At 50.4% G+C, this 20,460-nt stretch carries 20 protein-coding genes; 16 read left to right on the top strand and 4 right to left on the bottom strand.

Going from position 1 to position 20,460, the window contains the following annotated elements; translation table 11 throughout:
* Positions 1–53: 53 nt before the first annotated feature.
* The gene (gene glnD / locus HMPREF9439_RS00365) at positions 54–2,606 is read right to left on the bottom strand and encodes a [protein-PII] uridylyltransferase (protein WP_008863287.1); all 2,553 of its coding nucleotides are present in this window, start codon (positions 2,604–2,606) and stop codon (positions 54–56) included.
* Between the two features lie 26 nt (positions 2,607–2,632).
* A complete protein-coding gene (gene map / locus HMPREF9439_RS00360) occupies positions 2,633–3,448 on the bottom strand; it encodes a type I methionyl aminopeptidase (protein ID WP_008812008.1) in 816 nt (271 codons plus the stop codon).
* 343 nt (positions 3,449–3,791) lie between these two features.
* Here map and rpsB point away from each other — a divergent pair, with 343 nt between their 5' ends.
* The 3 genes from rpsB to pyrH all read left to right on the top strand — a co-directional run bounded on the left by rpsB (position 3,792) and on the right by pyrH (position 6,275).
* The gene (rpsB, locus tag HMPREF9439_RS00355; RefSeq protein WP_021868607.1) at positions 3,792–4,550 is read left to right on the top strand and encodes a 30S ribosomal protein S2; all 759 of its coding nucleotides are present in this window, start codon (positions 3,792–3,794) and stop codon (positions 4,548–4,550) included.
* A gap of 85 nt (positions 4,551–4,635) precedes the next feature.
* Entirely contained in the window at positions 4,636–5,523 is an 888-nt protein-coding gene (gene tsf, locus HMPREF9439_RS00350) for a translation elongation factor Ts (protein WP_008812010.1), read from the top strand.
* 26 nt (positions 5,524–5,549) lie between these two features.
* The gene (gene pyrH / locus HMPREF9439_RS00345; protein WP_008863283.1) at positions 5,550–6,275 is read left to right on the top strand and encodes a UMP kinase; all 726 of its coding nucleotides are present in this window, start codon (positions 5,550–5,552) and stop codon (positions 6,273–6,275) included.
* 73 nt (positions 6,276–6,348) lie between these two features.
* Here pyrH and HMPREF9439_RS13160 read toward each other — a convergent pair whose 3' ends face one another.
* Positions 6,349–6,495: a hypothetical protein gene (locus HMPREF9439_RS13160; RefSeq protein ID WP_008863282.1), complete on the bottom strand. Its 147-nt coding sequence runs from the start codon at positions 6,493–6,495 to the stop codon at positions 6,349–6,351.
* 246 nt (positions 6,496–6,741) lie between these two features.
* Between HMPREF9439_RS13160 and frr the strand changes: the two genes are divergently transcribed.
* The 13 genes from frr (at position 6,742) to HMPREF9439_RS00280 (ending at position 19,474) form a co-directional block, all read left to right on the top strand.
* On the top strand, positions 6,742–7,302 hold the full coding sequence (gene frr, locus HMPREF9439_RS00340; protein ID WP_008812012.1) for a ribosome recycling factor: 561 nt from the start codon (positions 6,742–6,744) through the stop codon (positions 7,300–7,302).
* Positions 7,303–7,317: 15 nt separating this feature from the next.
* Positions 7,318–8,064, top strand: a complete 747-nt coding sequence (gene uppS / locus HMPREF9439_RS00335) for a polyprenyl diphosphate synthase (RefSeq protein WP_008863281.1) — start codon at positions 7,318–7,320, stop codon at positions 8,062–8,064.
* A gap of 3 nt (positions 8,065–8,067) precedes the next feature.
* Positions 8,068–8,922, top strand: a complete 855-nt coding sequence (locus HMPREF9439_RS00330) for a phosphatidate cytidylyltransferase (protein ID WP_008812014.1) — start codon at positions 8,068–8,070, stop codon at positions 8,920–8,922.
* Positions 8,923–8,931: 9 nt separating this feature from the next.
* Positions 8,932–10,110 (top strand): 1-deoxy-D-xylulose-5-phosphate reductoisomerase, encoded by a 1,179-nt coding sequence (locus HMPREF9439_RS00325; RefSeq protein ID WP_008863280.1) that lies wholly within the window; start codon positions 8,932–8,934, stop codon positions 10,108–10,110.
* Positions 10,111–10,118: 8 nt separating this feature from the next.
* A complete protein-coding gene (gene rseP, locus HMPREF9439_RS00320; protein ID WP_008863279.1) occupies positions 10,119–11,474 on the top strand; it encodes an RIP metalloprotease RseP in 1,356 nt (451 codons plus the stop codon).
* A 37-nt stretch (positions 11,475–11,511) separates the two neighbouring features.
* On the top strand, positions 11,512–13,845 hold the full coding sequence (bamA, locus tag HMPREF9439_RS00315; protein WP_008863278.1) for an outer membrane protein assembly factor BamA: 2,334 nt from the start codon (positions 11,512–11,514) through the stop codon (positions 13,843–13,845).
* 43 nt (positions 13,846–13,888) lie between these two features.
* Positions 13,889–14,386: an OmpH/Skp family outer membrane protein gene (locus tag HMPREF9439_RS00310; RefSeq protein WP_008812018.1), complete on the top strand. Its 498-nt coding sequence runs from the start codon at positions 13,889–13,891 to the stop codon at positions 14,384–14,386.
* A 153-nt stretch (positions 14,387–14,539) separates the two neighbouring features.
* Positions 14,540–15,628, top strand: a complete 1,089-nt coding sequence (gene lpxD / locus HMPREF9439_RS00305; RefSeq protein WP_008863277.1) for a UDP-3-O-(3-hydroxymyristoyl)glucosamine N-acyltransferase — start codon at positions 14,540–14,542, stop codon at positions 15,626–15,628.
* Between the two features lies 1 nt (position 15,629).
* Positions 15,630–16,070: a 3-hydroxyacyl-ACP dehydratase FabZ gene (gene fabZ, locus HMPREF9439_RS00300; RefSeq protein WP_008812020.1), complete on the top strand. Its 441-nt coding sequence runs from the start codon at positions 15,630–15,632 to the stop codon at positions 16,068–16,070.
* A 10-nt stretch (positions 16,071–16,080) separates the two neighbouring features.
* Positions 16,081–16,875 carry an acyl-ACP--UDP-N-acetylglucosamine O-acyltransferase gene (lpxA, locus tag HMPREF9439_RS00295; RefSeq protein WP_008863276.1) on the top strand — a complete coding sequence of 265 codons (795 nt, stop codon included), beginning with the start codon at positions 16,081–16,083 and terminating at the stop codon, positions 16,873–16,875.
* Positions 16,875–18,026, top strand: a complete 1,152-nt coding sequence (gene lpxB / locus HMPREF9439_RS00290; RefSeq protein WP_008812022.1) for a lipid-A-disaccharide synthase — start codon at positions 16,875–16,877, stop codon at positions 18,024–18,026. The genes lpxA and lpxB overlap by 1 nt, the downstream gene beginning before the upstream one ends.
* Positions 18,026–18,667, top strand: coding sequence for a ribonuclease HII (gene rnhB / locus HMPREF9439_RS00285; RefSeq protein ID WP_008812023.1), 642 nt, complete (start codon positions 18,026–18,028; stop codon positions 18,665–18,667). Before lpxB ends, rnhB begins: the two co-directional genes overlap by 1 nt.
* Positions 18,668–19,474, top strand: a complete 807-nt coding sequence (locus tag HMPREF9439_RS00280) for a TrmH family RNA methyltransferase (RefSeq protein WP_008812024.1) — start codon at positions 18,668–18,670, stop codon at positions 19,472–19,474.
* A 50-nt stretch (positions 19,475–19,524) separates the two neighbouring features.
* On the opposite strand, the gene ppsR is transcribed toward HMPREF9439_RS00280, so the two are convergent.
* Positions 19,525–20,391 (bottom strand): posphoenolpyruvate synthetase regulatory kinase/phosphorylase PpsR, encoded by an 867-nt coding sequence (gene ppsR, locus HMPREF9439_RS00275; RefSeq protein ID WP_008812025.1) that lies wholly within the window; start codon positions 20,389–20,391, stop codon positions 19,525–19,527.
* Positions 20,392–20,460: the final 69 nt, after the last annotated feature.

The following is a 20,460-nucleotide window of genomic DNA, read 5'->3' as shown; positions in this document are numbered from 1 at the left end:
GCTTTCGACAGACTTTTGCAACAGCCCCTTTTGCGTTTCCGAAGGGACCTTAACTAAAGCTCCAAAGCTTCCAAAACGGCCTTTTCAAATTCAGCGCAGAAGACGGGATCCCGCAGCTTAAAGCTTTCGATCAGGAAGACGTCCTCCGCCCTTTCTCCCAGCGTCGTGATTCGGGCTGTCACAAGATTGATTCCGTACTGCACAAAGACTCGCGCGATGGATGCCAAAAGGCCGAGCCGGTCGGTTGTGACGATCGAAAGCATGTATTGTCTTCCAGCGGCATCGGGTCGTAGCGAAGCCTGCGGTGAGATCGGGAAGAGCTTGGATTGACGGGACGGGCGTCCGCGAAGAGGCGGCGGAAGCTTTTCAGCCAAATCCAGTTTTTCTGCGAGGATTTCTTGGAAACGAGCGAACTCTTGTTCGAAGTTGGGGTCTGAGCCGTCGTCAACGACGATGAAAGAGTCGACCACTCGTCCGTCGCGCCCCGTGTGGATACGGGCTTCGGCAATGGACAGACCGTATTGCTGCAGATTAGAAACGATGCGGGCAAAAAGTTCGGGGCGGTCCTGCGTCAGGATAAGAATTTCGTGTGCGTGTTCCATGCCGCGCAGCGGTCTGGATGCGACAAACGACTTCGGAGAATCGAGATGCGGCAGTAATACCTTGGCGTGCCAAACGATATTCCGCACGGAGTGCTTCATAAAGTATGCAACGTCAAAGTTATCCCAGAACTTATTAATTCGATCTCTCTGTTCAGGCGTAAAGCGCGTCAAGCGCAGCGCATCTTTACGGCGCCGGGATACCAATAAATCTCTGTCGATGCCTTTGCCCTTAAGGAAACGGGCGGTCGAATAAAACAGATCTTCAAGAAGTTGGGCTTTCCAGGCGTTCCAAATTTTCGGTCCCGTCGCTCGGATGTCACAGACGGTAAGCAGATAAAGACTGACGAGGCGCTCCATCGTTCCAACTTTCTTGGCGAAGTTTTCAATAACCTCCGGATCTGAGATGTCTTGCTTTTGGGCAACCATACTCATGGTCAAATGCTCACGAACGAGGAACTCGATGTAGTCAGCGTCCTCATCGGCGATCTCAAAATCTCGACACATCTGCCGAACAATCTCCGCGCCGATTTTGCTGTGGTCCCCGCCTCTGCCTTTACCGATGTCGTGGTAGAGAAGAGCAAGAACCAAACGCCAGCTTCCCTTCATTGCCATCATGAGTTCGGTACAGAGCGGCAGCTCGTGGGCGTTTTCACTGTGTGTGAAGTTTCGGAGATAACGAATTGCAAGGAGTGTGTGCTGATCGACCGTGTAAGCATGGAACAAATCATGCTGCATTTGACCCACGATTCGGTTGAAAGACGGCAGCAGTTTTCCGAGCACACCCCAGCGGTTCATTTCTTCCAAAGCGTGCCAGACGCCTCTGCGTCCTTGGATAATCTTCAAGAATGTCTGACGATTGACAGGATTTTCAGCCCATTCTTTGTTCATCAGAGAATGAGCTTCAAATAAGGCACGGTAAAGTCGGGAAGACTTCATCGGAATGTCCGGATGACGTTCCTGAATTAAAAAGGCCTCGAGAATTCTTTCAGGGTTCTTCACGAGGACGTCGGGAGACTCAAGGCCGAGCACGTCGCCCTGACGCACAAAACCGCTGCAAATGGGTTCACCGGTTTGTTCGGGCTCTTTAGAGTAGCGCTCTTTAATGGCCTGAAGAATGATGGAGTTGAGCTGGCCGATGGTTTTTGCATTGACGTAGAAGTGCTGCATCATCACTTCACTCGGACGCCGGCCGACAGTCCCGACAATGCCCAGCGCTTTAGCCAGCGGTTCCTGAATTTCGAAAATCAATCGGTCTTCGTGGCGGTTGGTGAGCAAATGCATATGAATCCGCAGCCGATAAAGGCTTTTGGTGACAGATTCCAAAAGTTCGCATTCTCGGCGGGTGATCAAGCCTTTTTCAAAGACTTCCTGCCAAGTGTTGCCGAGACGAGCCGCCCTGAGCACCCAGATCAAAATATTCAGATCTCGAAGACCGCCCGGGGCTTCTTTAATGTTCGGCTCCAGAGCATAAGAGGACTCGTGGTACTTCAAATGCCGCTGCTGCTGTTCGATGAATTTTGCCCGATAAAACTTTTTAAGATTCAGATTCTTTTCCATCGTTTCCGAATAGGTCTTAAAAAGCTCTTCATTTCCGGCGATGAGGCGCGACTCAAGCATCGCCGTTTGAGCGGTAATGTCGACTTCGGCTTGTTCAAGGCATTCTTCGATGCTTCGCACCGAGTAACCGACGGTCAAACCGAGCGACCATAAGTTGCCGATCGCATCGGAAATCGTTTTTAAGTCCTTGTCTCGGACGCCGTCAGGCAGAAGGAAAAGAAGATCGAGGTCTGAGTAGGGAAATTGCTGCTCTCTGCCGTAGCCTCCGACGGCAACGACAGCAACATCCTCGGATAATTGATTCAGCTTGAGAATCGCCAAGACTGCCTTGTCGGCAGCCTTGGCGTGCGCAGAAAGATAGGCATCGGCGTCAACGTCCGCCAAAAACTTCTTTGCTAAAACTTCTCGCTGATCTTTAAATTTTTTGACGATTTCGTTGATTTCCATAGCCTTGAGATTCTTTCTTTATTAATTTAGGAAGAAGGTTTTATCCATGAGGGAGCAGGCGGGCATTTTGGCGAGACCGTCAGAACTTCGTATCCGGTTTCAGTGACGAGAATCGTATGTTCCCACTGGGCGGAAAGACTTCTGTCTTTGGTTACAGCCGTCCAGCCGTTCGGAAGAATGCGAAGTTCTTTTCTTCCGGCGTTGATCATCGGCTCGATCGTGAAGATCATGCCGGGCTTCATGACAGCGCCGGTGCCGAGCTTGCCGTAATGGCAGACCTGAGGATCTTCGTGGAAACCGACTCCGACCCCGTGACCGCAGAATTCACGAACGACGCTGCAGCCCTGAGGTTCGACAAAATGCTGAATTGCATAGCCGATATCTCCGAAATGGGCGCCGGGACGCACGATTTCAATGCCTTTCCACATGGAGTCGAAAGTGACATTAATGAGGTGCTTAGCAGCAACGGAAATATGGCCGACGGAATACATACGGCTGGTGTCTCCGTAATAACCGTTTTTAATGACGGTCACGTCAATATTTAAGATATCGCCGTTTTTGAGCACTTTCTCATTTGGAATACCGTGGCAGATCTGATGATTGACGGAAATGCAGGTAGCTTTCGGATAAGGATTGGTGCCGTCCGGGTCGTAGTTGAGGCAAGCGGACTTGTCTTTGAGGACGTCTTCGGTATATCTGAGCATCAAATCATCGAGGTACTCGGTGGTGACGCCGGCTTTAACAAACGGTTCAATGTAGTCGAGAACCAAAGCCGCATCGCGGCAGGCCGCCCGGATGCCTTCGATTTGTTCCGGGGTCTTAATAAGAATATTGTCAAACATTGATTAAATCTGACTCGAAAAAGTTTTTCAATGCCGCAATTTTAGTGGATTCACCGATGAGCGGAGTTATCTCAGCCTTATATAGGTCAACCGGAAGAAAGGTGGCGATCATTCTTTAAATCGCCGCTAAAACAAGGTTTCATTTGTTTTGTCTCAAAAAGGAACGTCAAAAGGTTGTAACGCCTCTTTTCAAACGCTTAACTCTTTGAAAAAGCATGATAGAATTCCGCCCCGATCCGGACGGAAACGTTTGGACTTTTTTGTTAAATAGCGCAGTCTCACAACAGGGTTCCATTCGGAAAACGTGAGGCTGTTGGAATTAAACCCTAAAGGAATTAAAGATATGTCATCTCTGAGCATGCGTGAACTGCTCGAAGCCGGTGCACACTTCGGTCACCAGACTCGTTTTTGGAGCCCCAAAATGTCCCAGTACATTTTCGGCTCTCGTAACAAGATTCACATCATCAACCTCGAAAAGACTGTTGCTAAGTTCGACGAAGCTGCCAAGTTCTTAACAAACCTGGCCGCTCAGAAGGGCACCATCCTTTTCGTCGGCACAAAGCGCACTTCCCGCGACGCCATCGTTGCTGAAGCCAAACGCGCCGGAATGCCTTATGTTGATCAGCGCTGGCTGGGCGGTATGCTCACCAACTTCAAGACGGTTAAGGTTTCCCTGAAGCGTCTTAAAGAAATGGAACAGAAAGTTGCCGACGGCGCTCTTGAAAAGATGACCAAAAAAGAAGCTCTCGACTTCACTCGTGAACTCGAAAAGCTGAACAAAGCTATGGGCGGCATCAAAGAAATGAACGGTCTGCCCGACGCTCTGGTCGTTGTTGACGTTGGCTACCACAAGATTGCTATTCAGGAAGCTAACAAGCTTGGTATTCCTGTTGTCGGTATCGTTGATACGAACCACAATCCTGCCGGTGTTGACTATGTCATCCCGGGTAACGACGACAGCGCCCGCGCTGTTGCTCTTTACGCTAAAGGATTTGCTGACGCAATTCTTGAAGGCAAGAACAAGAACCTTGAAGACACTGTCAAGGCTGCTAAAGACTCCGACTTCGTTGAAGAAGCCGCTGTCGAAGAAAAAGCTGAGTAATTCGCCTCTTCTTGTCTGAAGTACCAAGGGAAGGGGCGTTCGCGCCCCTTTCTTTTTAAACCAATTATTTTTTAAGGATAAAACAATGGCTGTTATCACTGCCGCAATGGTTAAAGAACTTCGTGTTAAAACCGACGCTCCGATGATGGAATGCAAAAAGGCTTTGACAGAAGCAGACGGCAACATGGAGCAGGCTGAAGAAATTCTTCGCGTTAAGCTCGGCAACAAGGCCACTAAGGCTGCTAGCCGCATTACCGCTGACGGCGTTGTCGCTATCTACATCGACGAACCGGGCAAGATCGGCGCTATCGTTGAACTGAACTCCGAAACCGACTTCGTTGCTAAGAATGCCGACTTCATCGCTTTCGCCAACGATATCGCCAAGCTCGTCGCCGAAAACAAACCGGCTGACGTTGCTGCTCTTTCCGCTCTTCCGCTCAACGGCTCTACCGTTGACGAAGTTCGTAAAGGCCTGATCGGCAAGATCGGTGAAAACATCTCCATCCGCCGCTTCCAGATCATTGAAGGTAAAGGCAAGCTCTCCACATACATCCACGGCGGCGCCAAGATCGGCGTTATCGTTGACGTGGTCGGCGGCAACGACGAAGTTGCTCACGACGTGGCTATGCACATCGCTGCTTCTAAGCCGAAGGCTCTCGACAAAGACGGTGTTGATCAGAACCTGATCGAAACAGAACGCCGCGTTGCTATCGAAAAAGCTCGCGAAAACGGCAAACCGGAACACCTGATCGAGAAGATCGCCGAAGGTTCCGTTAACAAGTTCCTCAAGGAAGTCACGCTTCTTTCTCAGCCGTTCGTTAAGGACGACTCTAAGAGCGTCGGCGAACTCCTGAAGAGCAATGGTGCTACAGTATCTGCATTTGCGCTGTTTGTTGTCGGTGAAGGTCTTGAAAAACGCAACGACGACTTCGCTGCCGAAGTTGCTGCTCAGGCTGCTGCCGCACGTGCCTAATTGTTGAACTTTTTTCGGAGTAAACGATGAGTAAGTCTGAAACGCCTAAAACCAAACGAATTCTGCTGAAACTCTCCGGCGAAGCCCTTATGGGCGACAACGCCTTCGGCATCAGCCGCGATACGCTTAAAAGCATCGTCGGCGAAATCAAGGAAGTAGTTGACTTAAGCGTTCAGCTTGCGATCGTGGTCGGCGGCGGCAACATCTTCCGCGGAGTCGCACTCGGCTCTACCGGTATGGATCGCGCCACCGGCGACTATATGGGCATGCTGGCCACCTGCATGAACGCAATGGCACTTCAGGATGCACTGAGAAACGCCGGTGTTGAAGCCCGTGTCCAGTGCGCCCTGGATATCGACCAGGTTGCCGAGCCGTACATTCGCGGCAAAGCATTGAGCCATCTGAAGAAAGGCCGCGTCGTGATTTTTGCTGCCGGCACCGGTAATCCGTTCTTCACAACGGATACTGCTGCAGCTCTGAGAAGTGCGGAAATCGGAGCCGATATGGTTCTGAAAGCCACTCAGGTTGACGGCGTATTTACCGCTGATCCTAAGAAGGATCCCAACGCAAAAATGTATAAGTCTCTGACCTTCGACGAAGCCATTCAGAAGAAACTCAAGATTTTGGACGCCACGGCTTTTACGCTCTGCCGCGATCAAGGCATGCCGATCAGAGTCTTCAACCTTCATAAGCCCGGCGCGCTCAAACGCGTTGTGCTTGGTGAAGACGAGGGCACGCTCGTTCACGTTTAACCGAGAAAAAAACGGATACAAAAAGCTCCGGGCCTGCATCAGCGGGTCCGGAGCTTCTTTTTCGGTCGGCGAATTACTTTTCGGCTTTTTCGCGTTCGGAAGATTTCTCAGCTTCTTCCTTTTTGAGTTTGTTTTCTGCGTGGATCTTGTCGCGCAGTTCATCACTCTTTTGTTCCTGATCTTTCAGGATTGCGCCGAACATTTTTTCAATTTTTGCCATAGTTCAAACTCCTTATCAGATGTTTTGAGCTTAAGCGCGTTTGGCCGAGGAGCCTATTAAACCAACTCGAATCGAGCGGTTTGAGGCTATTGCGCTCCGTGGTAAACTCAACGAATTAATAAGGCTGTCACTGCCGCCGTTGTTTTATTTCGGCGGATTTGACCGCGTCCGTGATTTTCTGCTCACCGGCGTGCGACTAAGTTTTGCGACTTGCAGCCGAGAAATCTGCAGAGATTGGAAATTGACATGACAACTAAAGACATCTATTCACAGTCCGAACATCATATGAAGCGTTCTATTGAAACGCTCAAAGAAAACCTGATGAAGATCCGTACGGGTCGTGCTCATACCGGTTTGCTCGAACATATCACCGTCGATTACTACGGCTGCCCGACCCCGATTTCTCAGGTCGCTCAGCTCGGTTTGGCCGACGCCAGAACAATCACTGTTCAGCCTTGGGAAAAGAAAATGGTTGCCGTGGTTGAAAAAGCAATCCGCAACTCCGATCTGGGTCTGAATCCGGCAACTTCCGGCGAAGTCATCCGCGTCCCGATGCCTCCTCTGACAGAAGAACGCCGCCGTGACTTAACGAAGGTCGTTCGTTCCGAAGGCGAAGAAACTAAGGTTGCCATCCGCAATCTGCGCCGTGACGCCAACAACAAGGTTGCCGCGCTCGTTAAGGAAAAAGAAATTTCCGAAGACGACGAACGCCGTTCCAATACTGAAATTCAGAAGCTCACCGATAAGTACATCGGTGAAGTCGACAAGCTGATTGCCGAAAAAGAAAAGGAAATCATGACCGTTTAATCGGTTTTAAATCCTATGACAAGTCAGGAATTGACTGCAAAGCCACGTGAAAGGGTGCCCCGTCACGTGGCTATTGTTATGGATGGCAACGGAAGATGGGCCAAGGCCCGCAAGCTTCCGCGTCTCATGGGCCATCAAAAAGGGGTAGAGTCCGTCCGAACTGCAATCCAGACTGCGGCTAAGGCCGGAGTTCAGCATTTGACGCTCTTTGCTTTTTCCAGCGAAAACTGGAATCGGCCGGCCGAAGAAGTGAAGGGCTTGATGAAGCTTTTTCTCGTGAGTCTGCGCAGAGAGATCGCCGCTCTCAATAAAGCGAATGTTCGTGTTCGTCTCGTCGGTGATTTGACAGCTTTTTCTGAAGAACTTCAGCAGCAAATCGCAGATTCAATGAAGATCACAGAGAACAACACGGGTCTTACGCTCAATGTCTGCGTGAATTACGGAGGCCGCTGGGAGATTCTTGAAGCTGCCAAAAGATCTCGTGAGGTTCCTCCGGAGGAGCTGACGGAACAAAAATTTGCATCACTGCTGCCGTTAGCAGATTCCGGAGATGTGGACCTGTTTATCCGCACGAGCGGAGAGGAGCGCATCAGCAACTTTATGCTGTGGCAGCTCGCTTACGGGGAGCTCTATTTCACGAAAATTTTATGGCCCGATTTCACCGAGAACGAGTTTTTAAATGCGCTAAATTGGTACTCTAATAGAGAACGTAGATTTGGTAAGACTTCCGAACAAATTCAACAGGAAGCGAAAAAGGAATAGTTCATGTTGCTGCAAAGAGTCATCACCGCCGTTGTGTTGTTAATTATCATCATCGGCGCGCTTTTAATTTCCCCTCTCGCTTTCACGGCGGTGGCCGCGATTGCCATCGGATGCTGCTTTTGGGAGTGGCTCCGGATCTGTAAATGGAATAACGGAGTCGCTATGGTCTGCGGCGTTTTGCTGGCGGCCTTCCTCTTCTTTCTAGAGTATGTTTCACCGGCTGCGCTGCAAACCATTCAGTCCGGCAACGGGCTCATGATTATTACAGCTGTGGCTACCGTGCTTTGGGCTGTTATCACCGCTGTCATCTTCACTCGCCGGGCTTCCGGCTGGATGGTACCGAAAGGCATCGGGGCTTTGCTTGCCTGGATCTTTGTTCCGGCAGCTTGGTTCTCCCTCATGTATCTCTTCCGTGAGAAGGGCACCATCTACATGCTTTCCGTCTTAGCTATTGTTTGGGTTGCCGATATCGTGGCCTATTTCGGCGGCCGCTGCCTAGGCGGTCCGAAGATGGCCGAAGGCATCAGTCCGAAAAAGACTTGGTCAGGCGCGCTGACGGCTTTTGTAAGTGTCCTGGCTTTGTCGTACGTTCTTTATTGGGCTCAGCCGTCCTTCCCGCTCTGGACCAACGCTCTGATCTCTCATTTAACAGGCTGGGCTTCTGCCTTGATCCTGATCGTAGTAGTTCTGTTTTCGATTGCCGGCGACTTGTTTGAAAGTGCCCTCAAGCGCTCCGCCGGTGTCAAAGATTCGAGCAATCTTCTTCCGGGACACGGTGGTTTCTACGACCGTCTCGACGCTCAGATGAGCGTTCTTCCGCTTACCGTCTTCATTCTTCTTTTCCTCCAAGGTTACTAAGTTTCAGTCATGGAAAGCATTGCGATACTCGGTGCGACCGGCTCGATCGGTAAAAGTTCATTAGATGTCATCTCTCGTTATCCCGACCGGTTCACCGTGTATGCGGTAACGGCGAATTCCAGCGTTAAAAAAATCGCTCAAGCGGCTAAGGACAGCGGAGCTAAAGTCGCGGTTATTGCTGATAAAGAGCTTCTGGGAGCCTTACAGGAAGAGCTTAGAGCTGCCGGAAGTACGGCCGAAGCTTTGGCCGGTTCGAAGGCGATCGATGAAATCGCTGCGAACCCCGAAGTCGATATCGTTATCGGAGCCATCGTCGGAGCTGCCGGAATTTCTTCTACATTTAAAGCTGCGGAAGCCGGAAAAAAGCTTCTGCTCGCCAATAAGGAAAGTGTCGTTTGCGGCGGCCGAATCCTGATGGATGCGATAAAGGCCTCAGGTGCTGTTCTCATGCCGGTTGACAGCGAACACAATGCCATTTTCCAGTGTCTTGTCGGCGCGACCAAAAAAGCTAGATGTGAAGCCAATATCATTCTGACTTGCTCGGGAGGCCCTTTCCGTCAAAGACAGGACCTCTCTGATGTCACGGTTGAAGAAGCCACGCATCACCCAAACTGGTCGATGGGCAAGAAAATTACCGTTGACTCTGCGACGCTGATGAATAAAGGCCTGGAAGTTATCGAGGCCCGCTGGCTTTTTGATTTCGAACCGGAACGCATTCAGGTTGTCGTTCATCCCCAGAGCGTCATTCACTCTATGGTCCAATACGCCGACGGCGTAGTCATTGCCCAAATGGGCGCTCCAGACATGAGAAACACGATTGCTTACTCTTTAGGCTTCCCGGAAAGATTGGACGCCGGAGTAGAACCATTAAACTTCTCAAAAATCAAAACGTTAACCTTCGAAGAACCGGACTTAAAACGTTTTCCCCAGCTCGGCTACGCTTATGATGCATTGAAGCTGGGCGGAGCTGCTTCGATCGTCTTGAACGCGGCCAACGAGATCGGCGTCGAGGCGTTTATTCAAGGCAAGATCGGCTTTACCGACATTGCACGCCTGTGTCATGCAATGATGTACGGCTTCCAGCCCCCGACTCCGACCAACTTGGAAGAGATTTTGGAAACGGATAAAGAAGCCAGAAAACTGGCTCAGTCTTGGCTCGAAGGTTTTTGCGACAAACTGGAGAACTAACCTTGACATTGTTGACGACCATTGCTGCCTTTGCGGTAACGATCGGTATTTTGATTACCTTTCATGAGCTCGGGCATTATTTAGTCGCCAGACTTTGCGGCGTAAAAATTCTGAGATTTTCTCTCGGCTTCGGAAAACCGATTTTTATCTATAAACGCAAGAACGACCCGGACGCAACCGAGTGGGCGGTTAGTGCACTGCCTTTAGGCGGATACGTCAGGATGCTTGATGCGAGAGACCCTGCCTGTCTGCCTATCAAACCGGAAGATAAAAACCGTGAATTCGGGGCCAAGAATGTATGGCAGCGATTCGCCATCGTTGCTGCAGGTCCATTTGCCAATCTTCTGCTCGCCGTCCTGCTTTACGCTTCTATCTTCATGATAGGCAGCACGCAGCCGACGCCGGTTGTTGCCGAGCCTCCCGCCGGTACGCCGGCCGCCATGGCCGGACTCCATGCCGGCGACAAGATTCTGAAAGTCGGCGATTCCGAAATTAAAACTTTTACGGATCTCCGTATGGAGATGCTGAATAAGTTCGGAAGTACGACGGATATTTTGGTTCACCGTCCCAACGGGAGCGAAGTAACGAAAGAAATTGACCTCACGAAGATGAGTCTGGACCCGAAAGCAAAAGATGCCGATCCTTTTGATGAGGTCGGTCTTCATTTGAATATGGGCCATCCGTTTATCTCATCTTTTGTTGAGAACTCTGCCGCGCAGCGCGACGGAATCAAAATCGGCGACCATATTTATCGCGTCGGTAATGTTCCGGTTAAGATGCCGAAAGATTTTGTCAGTGAAATCAAAAAATATCCCGGGAAACCCGTCACATTACTCGTCGGAGACGAAAACGGTCCGACACATACTCTGGAAGTTACACCGGCAGCCGCTATGGACGAACAGGGTAATGAAATCGGCCGCATCGGCGCAGCGATCGGGGTAGATTTTCCGCACACTCAGGTTTCTTATGGCCTCCTAAAGAGTCTGGCCGAGGGTGTGAAGAAGACGTGGGATACCGCGGCGATGTCTGTTCGAATGATCGGAAAGATGTTCACCGGTGATGTCTCTATCAGCAACATCTCTGGTCCGGTGACGATTGCCGACTATGCCGGCCAGACTGCTCAGCTGGGTATTCTTCCTTTTATTTCGTTTTTAGCGTTGGTTTCCATCAGCTTGGGAATTTTGAACTTGTTACCGATTCCCATGTTGGACGGCGGCCATCTCCTGTATTATTCTCTCGAAGTAGTGACTGGTAAGCCGGTTTCTGAGGCTGTACAAGCGTCTGCACAAAAGATTGGCATCGCAGCTCTCTTTGGTTTGACTATACTTGCACTATTTAATGATTTGACGCGACTTTTGCCGTGATTTCAATCACGCAGGGTCATTTTTTAATTTATAGAATATGCCTCATCCTAAGAAGATAGCGCTAGCTTGCGCTTTAGCTTTGGCAGCGACGACCGTGCTTGCACAGGGTCATGTGATTAAAGACATTCGACTCGAGGGCATTTCCCGTACGGAGGCGGGTACTGTATTTTCGCATCTGCCGATCCGAGTGGGAGACACGTATTCTCCGGAGCTGGGCGCTGAATCACTGCGTTCTCTGTATGCCTCCGGAATGTTCCAAGACGTTCAGCTCGACATGGACGGCAACGTCCTGGTTGTTCGAGTTCAGGAACGTCCGACGGTCGCAAACATTCACACTACCGGTATTTCCGAGTTTGATGCCAAAGGTGTTGAAAAATCTCTCCGTGATGTGGGCTTAGCCGAAGGCTTTATTTTTGACCGTGCGGTGTTAGACCGTGCCGTTCAAGAATTAAGACGCCAATATCTCTCGCGTGGCCGTTACTCCGCAGATGTCAAAGTCACTGTGACGCCGGTCGAACGCAACCGCGTCCGCATCAACATCGACGTTGATGAAGGTCCTGCTGCAAAGATTCAGCAAATCCGTTTTGTCGGCAACAAAGTTTATGACGAAGGCGATCTTCGCGACGAAATGCAGCTCGGTACCCCGAACTGGTTCTCTTGGTATACCAAACGCGACCAGTACTCTCGAGAGAAGCTCACTGCCGACTTAGAGGCAATTCGCGCTCTGTACAACAACAACGGTTACCTCGACTTCAAGATTGACTCGACACAAGTATCTGTCAGTCCCGATAAGTCAGAGATTTTTGTCACCATCAATATTGATGAAGGCAAAAAGTACACAATCAAAGATATCCGCTTAACCGGTGACATGCTTGGCCTTGAGCCCGAGTTTGAAGATCTTGTGGATATCAAGCCGGGTTCCGTCTACAACGCTTCCGAAGTAAATGGTCTGGCAAAGAAATTTACGGATCGTCTTTCCGCTTTGGGCTACGCGTTTGCAAGAGCAAACCCGAATCCGGTCGTTGATCCGGAAAATCCGGATGAAGTTAGTGTCGTATACACGATTGACCCCGGCCGCCGAGTTTATGTTCGTAAAGTGAACATTACCGGCAACACGCGTACTCAGGACGAAGTCATTCGTCGTGAAGTTCGTCAGTATGAAGCGAGCTGGTTTGACAGCGATAAAGTTGCCGTTTCTCGTGACCGTATCGACCGTCTCGGTTTCTTTGAAACTGTTACTGCGGAACCCGAACCCGTACCCGGTTCTCCGGACGAAGTTGATTTGGCCGTTAACGTGAAAGAACGTCCGACCGGCAACATCTCGATCGGTGCCGGCTACTCCACCTCCGAAGGTATTGTTCTTTCCGGCGGTTTCTCGCAGAACAACGTTTTCGGTACCGGTAATTCTCTATCTCTTGAAGTCAATACGTCTAAGAGCTCTAGAACTTATGCTGCCAGCTTCACGCAGCCTTACATCACGACTTCGGGTATTAGCCAGTCCTTCGAAATTTACGATCGTAAGCTCGACTTGGACGAACTCGAAATTACCGATGACGTTAAGTACGAAACGTACGGTGCCGGCGTAACTTACGGTGTGCCGATTACGGAAAACGACCAGATCTTTCTCGGCGGCAAGTTTGAAATGACCGATGTGACCGTCGGCTCCGGTGCTCCGCGCCGCTACGTCGACTATGTCAACGATTACGGCAAGAAGCCGAAGAGCATTGCAGCGACGATCGGCTGGTCTCGTGATACCCGAGACAACATTCTGGCTCCGACTCGCGGCCGCTATCAGAGATTGTTCGGTGAAATTTCTCTTCCTGTTCTTGATCTGAAATACTATCGTGCGACCTACCAGTTCCAGCAGTTTGTTCCGGTTACGAAATCCATTACTTTTGCGTTCAATACCGAACTCGGTTATGGTGACGGTTATGCAGGCAAACAGTACCCGTTCTTCAAGAATTTCTATGGTGGCGGTATCGGTTCAGTTCGCGGCTACGATACTTCCTCCTTGGGCCCCCGTGATACAGACGGAGATGCCTCCGGCGGTAACCGCAAACTCAATTTCTCTCTCGAACTGTTGACGCCGATCCCCGGGGCAGACAGAACCCTTCGTATGTTCACCTTCCTGGATGGCGGCTGGGTTTGGGGCCGCAAAGCCTTTTACAAACAAGCAGCTAACGGCAGTTATGTTGTGGATCGCTATGAGAAAGACAAGCTTGACCTCGGTGACCTTCGTTACTCCGTCGGTTTCGGTTTAGCCTGGATTTCTCCGATGGGCCCGCTTAAATTGAGCTTCGCATTCCCGCTCAATAAGAAGGACAGTGACGAGCTTCAGAGATTCCAATTCCAAATTGGTACAGGTTTCTAATAAATTTGTGGCACAATTAAACAATTGTGTAGGAGATACATTCATGCAAAAAAAATGGTTAGCGGTTGCTTTAGTTTCCGCCTTGGTTTGCTCTGCTGCGACAGCAGTGCAGGCAGAAGTTAAGATCGGTGTTGTCAGCACCGAGGTTATTCTTCGCGATTCTGCAGCTGCTCAGGCCGCAAGTAAAAAACTTGAACAGGAATTCTCTAAGCGCGATAAAGAGCTCAATGCTGCCGGTCAGCGTTTGAAAAATGACGTCGAGCGCTTCGAAAAGAACGCCGGCACAATGACGGAACAGGAAAGAATTCGCAAGCAGCGTGATTTGGCTGAAAGAGACCGCGATTTCCAGCGCCGTCAGCGCGAACTCCGCGAAGACTTCAATCAGCGCAGAAATGAGGAGCTTCAGAAGCTTCTCCGTCAGGCAAACACGGTCATCAAGAACATCGCTCAGCGCGAAAAATATGACCTCATTCTTCAGGAAGCTATCTACGTCAACCCGAAGATTGACATCACTGACCAGGTTCTTAAGGAACTCAAGTAATTTTTATCGGGCACAAGCAGACAGATGTCTGCTTGTTGCTTAATTGCCATTTAGTGCAATACGTGCGGCATGACCTGACTCGGGTTTCGGCGACTTCAAACTTGCTCTCCCTCTCAGATCAGCCGCATAAATTTTTTAATTAGGGCGATTCAAATGATTCAACAAACAGCGCCGATGACTCTTCTTGAGTTAGTAGACCGAATTAAAGAAAAAAGCAACGATACTTTATTGAGCACAATCAGTGCCAACGGAGGCAAGGCTGAAATTAAGTCCATTGCTCCGCTGGAGACCGCCGGGCACGGCGACGTTGCTTTTTTAGCCAACAGCAAATATCGCGATGCGGCTGGCGCCTGCAAAGCGACAGCTTTGGTTTTGACAGAAGAAGACAAACAGGCGATTTGGGGAGAAAAAGAGCCCGAACGTATCCTCGTCATTACCCGCAATCCGTACGCTTGGTTTGCATATGCCCTGCAAATCATCTTCCCGCAGGAGCAGCCGGAGCCGGGGGTTGATACCAGAGCCGTAGTCGAAGACGGTGCCGTTATTGATTCGACCGCAACCGTTGAAGCCGGCGTTGTAATTCGCAAAGGTGCGCAGGTCGGGCCTTACTGCTTTGTCGGAGCCAACAGCGTTATCGGCGAAGGCGTTGTTCTCGGCGAACACACTCGTATTTATCCGAACGTTACCATCTACTATGGCTGCCGTATCGGCAGACGCAATATCATTCACTCCGGTGCCGTGATTGGCGCCGACGGTTTCGGATTTGCGCCTTTGGACAGACAATACGTGAAGATTCCGCAGATCGGTGCGGTTGAAACTGGCGACGATGTTGAAATCGGCGCCAATACATGTATCGACCGCGGTGCGTTGCAGAATACCACCATCGGACAAGGCACCAAGATTGATGACTTAGTTATGATCGGTCACAACTGCCAAGTTGGTAAGAATGTTGTCCTATCCGGAAGAACCGGTTTGGCCGGCAGCACGATTATCGGCGACAACGTTCAGGCCGGCGGCGGTTCCGGTTTTGCCGGACACCTCAAGGTCGCTGCAGGTTCGATCATCGGCGGCGGGGCAGGCGTTCCGAGTTCGATCGAGAAACCTGACTACTATGCCGGCTACATGCCCGCAATGCCTCATAGAGAGTTCTATAACATTCTGTCCGTAATTAAACGTTTGCCTGAGATGCGCAGACAGCTGAAGCATCTGGCTGAAAAAGTTGATTCCCTTAAGAAAGAGTAAAATGCAAGACATTAATGACATCATGAGGCTCCTGCCTCACCGCTATCCGTTTCTTTTAGTTGACCGAGTTTTGGAAACGAACGGTGTTGATAAGCTGATTGCGATCAAAAACGTCACTGTCAACGAACCTCAGTTCACCGGCCACTTCCCCGGCGTTCCCGTCATGCCCGGCGTTCTGATCATCGAAGCGATGGCTCAGGCCTGTGCGATGCTTGCTTTTGCAAGAATGGGCGGCGAAAGAGATCCTGAGAAACTTTTCTATTTTGCTTCTATTGACAACGCTCGCTTCAAACGTGTCGTGATTCCGGGTGATCAGCTTCGTTTTGAATGCACATTCCTCCGTGAAAAACTCGGCATGATCAAGATGCACTGCGATGCAACGGTTGACGGTCAGCTGGCTGCATGTGCCGACATGATGTGCTCTTATCGTTCACCCAAATAAAGGAAAAAATATGGCTCAGATCCATCCCTCATCCTTAGTAGATCCTCAAGCCAAACTTGCGGAGAACGTTGTCGTCGGTCCGTTCTGCACGATCGGTCCCCACGTTGAAGTCGGTGAAGGAACCACTTTGCAGAGCCATATTGTTCTTACCGGTCATACGAAGATCGGTAAGAACAACAAGATTTATGCCTTTGCAGCGATCGGTATCGATCCTCAGGATAAAAAATACCGCGGTGAAGAAACTCAGCTAATCATCGGTGACAACAACGTTATTCGCGAACACTGCACACTCTCTGTCGGGACCGTGCAGGACAAAGGAATAACCATTATTGGAAACGGCAATCTGCTGATGGCCAACGTTCATGTTGCACATGACTGCGTCATCGGAAACGGCACCATCATTGCCAACAATGTCGGCTTTGCCGGGCACGTTCATGTTGCCGACGACGTGATCGTCGGCGGCCAGTCCGGCATCCACCAGTTTGTCAAGATCGGAAAGGGCGCGATGCTGAGCGGCGGAAGCATGGTTCGTCAGGACTGCATTCCCTACGGCATGTATCAAGGTTATCCTGCCTCTCCTTTCGGCATCAATCTTGAAGGCATGAAGCGTCACGGCTATTCAAGGGCTGCCATGCACGCGGCACGCGAAAGCTACAAACTGATCTTCCGTGAAGGCAAGACCGTTCCAGAGGCCGTGGAAGCCATCAAGGCTTACGCATCAGCATTAGAAGATGAACAGGCTAAGAAAGTCTGTGAACTGATGTGCGAATTCACAGAGCAGGCAACTCGAGGATTGGCTCGCTAATGGAGCAATTGACCAACAACAGCATTATCTGGGCAGCCGGAGAGAACAGCGGAGATTATCTAGCTTCGCGTGTTCTGCCGGCTGTTGCCGCGTCTCGTCCGAATCTTAAGATGGAAGGTATCGGCGGTAACCGAATGATTCAAGACGGCTTGGATCCTTGGTTTCATGCCAGCGAACTTTCCGTCCGGGGCTATTTGGAAGTGATCCGTCATTTGCCTCGAATTTTAAAAATTCGCCGAGAAATGATGCGCCGTACTGTCCAGCTTCGTCCTGCTGCCTACATCGGAGTTGATGCTCCTGACTTTAATCTGTCGATTGAAGAGAAGGTCAGAGCATCGGGGATTCCGGTTGTTCACATGGTGGCTCCGGCCGTTTGGGCTTGGCGTCCGCAGAGAATTCACCAAATCAAACGTGCGGTGGATCATCTGCTTTTGATTTTCCCTTTTGAAGAGAAAATTTTTAAAGAAGCCGGCATTCCGAGCACGTACATCGGCCATCCTCTAGCCGAGATCATTCCGATGGTGCCGGATACGGAAGGTGCAAGACGCAAACTGAACATCGCTGCGCAGGGGGCGGTCATTGCCATTCTTCCCGGCAGCCGTAAAGACGAGATTCGCTGGTGTGCGCCGGCATTTTTCGGCGCTGCGTCCTTACTGCTGAAGCAGGAACCGAGAACTCGATTCATAGTTCCGGGCGCCGATGAGCAAAGGAAAAAAGAGATTTTAGAAGTTCTCAATCGCTTTCCTGATGTCGAAGACAATACCGTTCTTTTGGACGGGAAGTCTCATTTGGCGATGGAAGCGGCTGACGCTATTTTGGTGGCGAGCGGCACAGCAACGCTTGAGGCGGCACTTTATAAAAAGCCCTTGGTCGTCGGATACGCTATGCCGGCGCTTTCGGCAATGCTGATTCTTTCCAAAGGACAGACAAAGTGGATCAGCCTGCCCAATATCCTGGCGCAGAAGACTTTGGTTCCCGAGTGCGTTCAGATGTTCTGTTCGCCTGAGATCCTTTCGTCCCATTTGCTTCACGCCCTGGAGCCGAAGCGGCAGGAATATCTCAAAGAAGTATTTTCAGAAATGCATGAAACATTGCTGAGGCCGACTGCTCAGCTGGCAACAGAGGCAATCGATCAGGTTTTAAAACGCTGATGGCTGACTATTTATTCGACGGTGAGGAAACGATCGCCACACTTGTTTGCGGTGTGGACGAAGCGGGCCGCGGCCCTTTGGCCGGACCGGTTGTTGCTGCAGCCGTGATTTTGAACCCCGATCATCCGATAGAAGGGCTCAGAGACTCAAAAAAACTGACGGCTCACGCAAGAGAAGTTCTTGCAGAGCAGATTAAAACGCATGCGCTCGCTTGGGCGATCGCCGAAAGTTCGGTTGCGGACATTGACCGAATGAACATTCTTCAGGCGACGATGGCAGCGATGCGTAAAGCCGTTCTTCAGCTTGATCCAAAACCGGACTTAGTCTTGGTTGATGGGAACCGCCTGCCAGAGCTTCCTTTCCGTGCAGAGCCGATTGTCAAAGGCGACGACTTGATTCCGGAAATTTCCGCAGCCTCCATCTTGGCCAAGACCTATCGGGACGCCTTGATGAAAATCTTGGGAGGAATGTATCCGAAATACGGCTTTGAGCAACATGCGGGATACGGTACGGCACACCATCTTAAAATGCTGGAGAAATGGGGCCCGTGTCCAGTGCACCGAATGACGTTCGGTCCTGTGGCCTTGATTGCTAAGAAGTTTGAACGGCGAGCCGATCGTAAAAAGCGAAAGGGACAGTAAATGGAATTCATGCGGATCACAAGCGCAGCTAATCCTTCGATTAAGCTTGCGAAGAATTTGGCGCAGCACTCGAGGGCGGCGAGAAAAGAAGGTTTATCTCTCGCCGAAGGGATTCATTTGGCCCGAGAACTTCTTTCGCATCCTGAGCTTGTCCGCAAAGTATTTTTAAGAGAAGGGGCCGAGAAGAATTTTGAAATATCGGAAATCCTGCAAAAGTACCTGTCGTTGAAGATTTCTGTAGTTCAGTTGCCGTCTCAAATTTATGCTTCGATTTCTCCGGTGGACACCAGTGCCGGGATAGTTTGTGAGATCCGCATCCCGGAAGAGGGAAAGATCAAAAAAGACGAGGATTGGATTTATCTTGACGGCGTCCAAGATCCGGGCAATGTCGGAACCATCCTTCGTTCCGCACTGGCTTCCGGTGTGACGAATATTGCGTTGTCACCGCAATGTGCCTACGTTTGGTCTCCCAAAGTGCTTCGTGCAGCCATGGGAGCTCATTTCTTCTGCAACATTATTTCTTCCGTCGAGCTTGCAGAGATCAAAGAAAAAACCGGAGCTGTATGTTTAGTGGCTGACGCGCGCGGCGGAAAAGATCTCTACGAGGAAAAATGGGGAAAGGGCCAAACTTTGTGGGTGTTCGGAAGCGAAGGTCTGGGTGTTTCTGAAAAAGCCCTGGAACTTTCCGATTTAACCCTGTTGATTCCTTTGGATTCCAGAGTTGAAAGCCTCAACGTTGCAACAGCGGCTTCCGTCTGCCTTTTTGAACAGCGCAGACGCCGTCTTTCAGGCATTGCGCACAAATAGAAAGCGGCCGAAGATTCGGCCGCATATCTAAATATCGATTCGGTCCGGCCTCACATACTCATGTGAGGATCAATATTGATTTTGAGTTCAAGCAGGATCGTCGCTGAAATTTCTTCAATGGACTTAGAAGTGGAAGACAGATATTTAATGCCTTCACGATCCATCATCCGCTGAGCCTCTTCAACTTCGTATTCGCAGTTCTCTATGGAAGCGTACTTAGAATTCGGGCGGCGTTCGCCTCGAATTTCAGAGAGACGCTTGGGAGAAATGGAAAGACCGAATATCTTGTCTTTGCAGTTTTCCAGTGCGGGCGGAAGTTCGCCGCGCTCGAAATCTTCTGGAATAAGCGGATAGTTAGCTGCTTTGATACCGTACTGCATGGCCAAGTACAGGCTGGTCGGAGTCTTACCGCTGCGGGACACACCTACCAGCACCACGTCTGCATCTTCCAAGCCTTTGTTGGTTTGTCCGTCGTCGTGTGCCAGCGTGTAGTTAATCGCATCAATACGACGGTTGTATCTTTCCTGGTCACCGATTTCATGGCTCTTGCCGACGGAGTGGTCACTCGGAACACCGAGTTCACGCTCAAGCGGTCCGACGAAGGAGCGGAAAAGCTCGATGACGAAGGCGTTGCAGTATTCGTTAAATGTCGAAGCCAGAGATCCGGCGACGAGTGTAGAGAAAACAATCGGGCGCACGCCGTTCTCTTTGCCGACCTCATTGATTCTCAAGGCCGCGGCCTTGGCTTTTTCTTCCGTGTTGACGAAAGGCATGCGGTAGCGCAGGTATTTAAGGCCGTGAAACTGCGCTAAAACAGCATTTGCCAAAGTTTCTGCAGTAATAGCCGTCGCGTCGGATACAAAAAACACGGTACGCTGAGTCGGTTTTTCAGGGGTTTCGTTTACGTTTGAATTCATAAAATTTAACGCTGTTAGATGAAGTTACGAACTTAACGCTAAAAGAACGGCTAAAATTTAGCAAATTTT

The organism is Parasutterella excrementihominis YIT 11859 (assembly GCF_000205025.1).
Taxonomy (GTDB): domain Bacteria; phylum Pseudomonadota; class Gammaproteobacteria; order Burkholderiales; family Burkholderiaceae_F; genus Parasutterella; species Parasutterella excrementihominis.
Note: the sequence above shows the minus strand (reverse complement) of the source record. Positions and strands in the feature narration are given on the sequence as shown.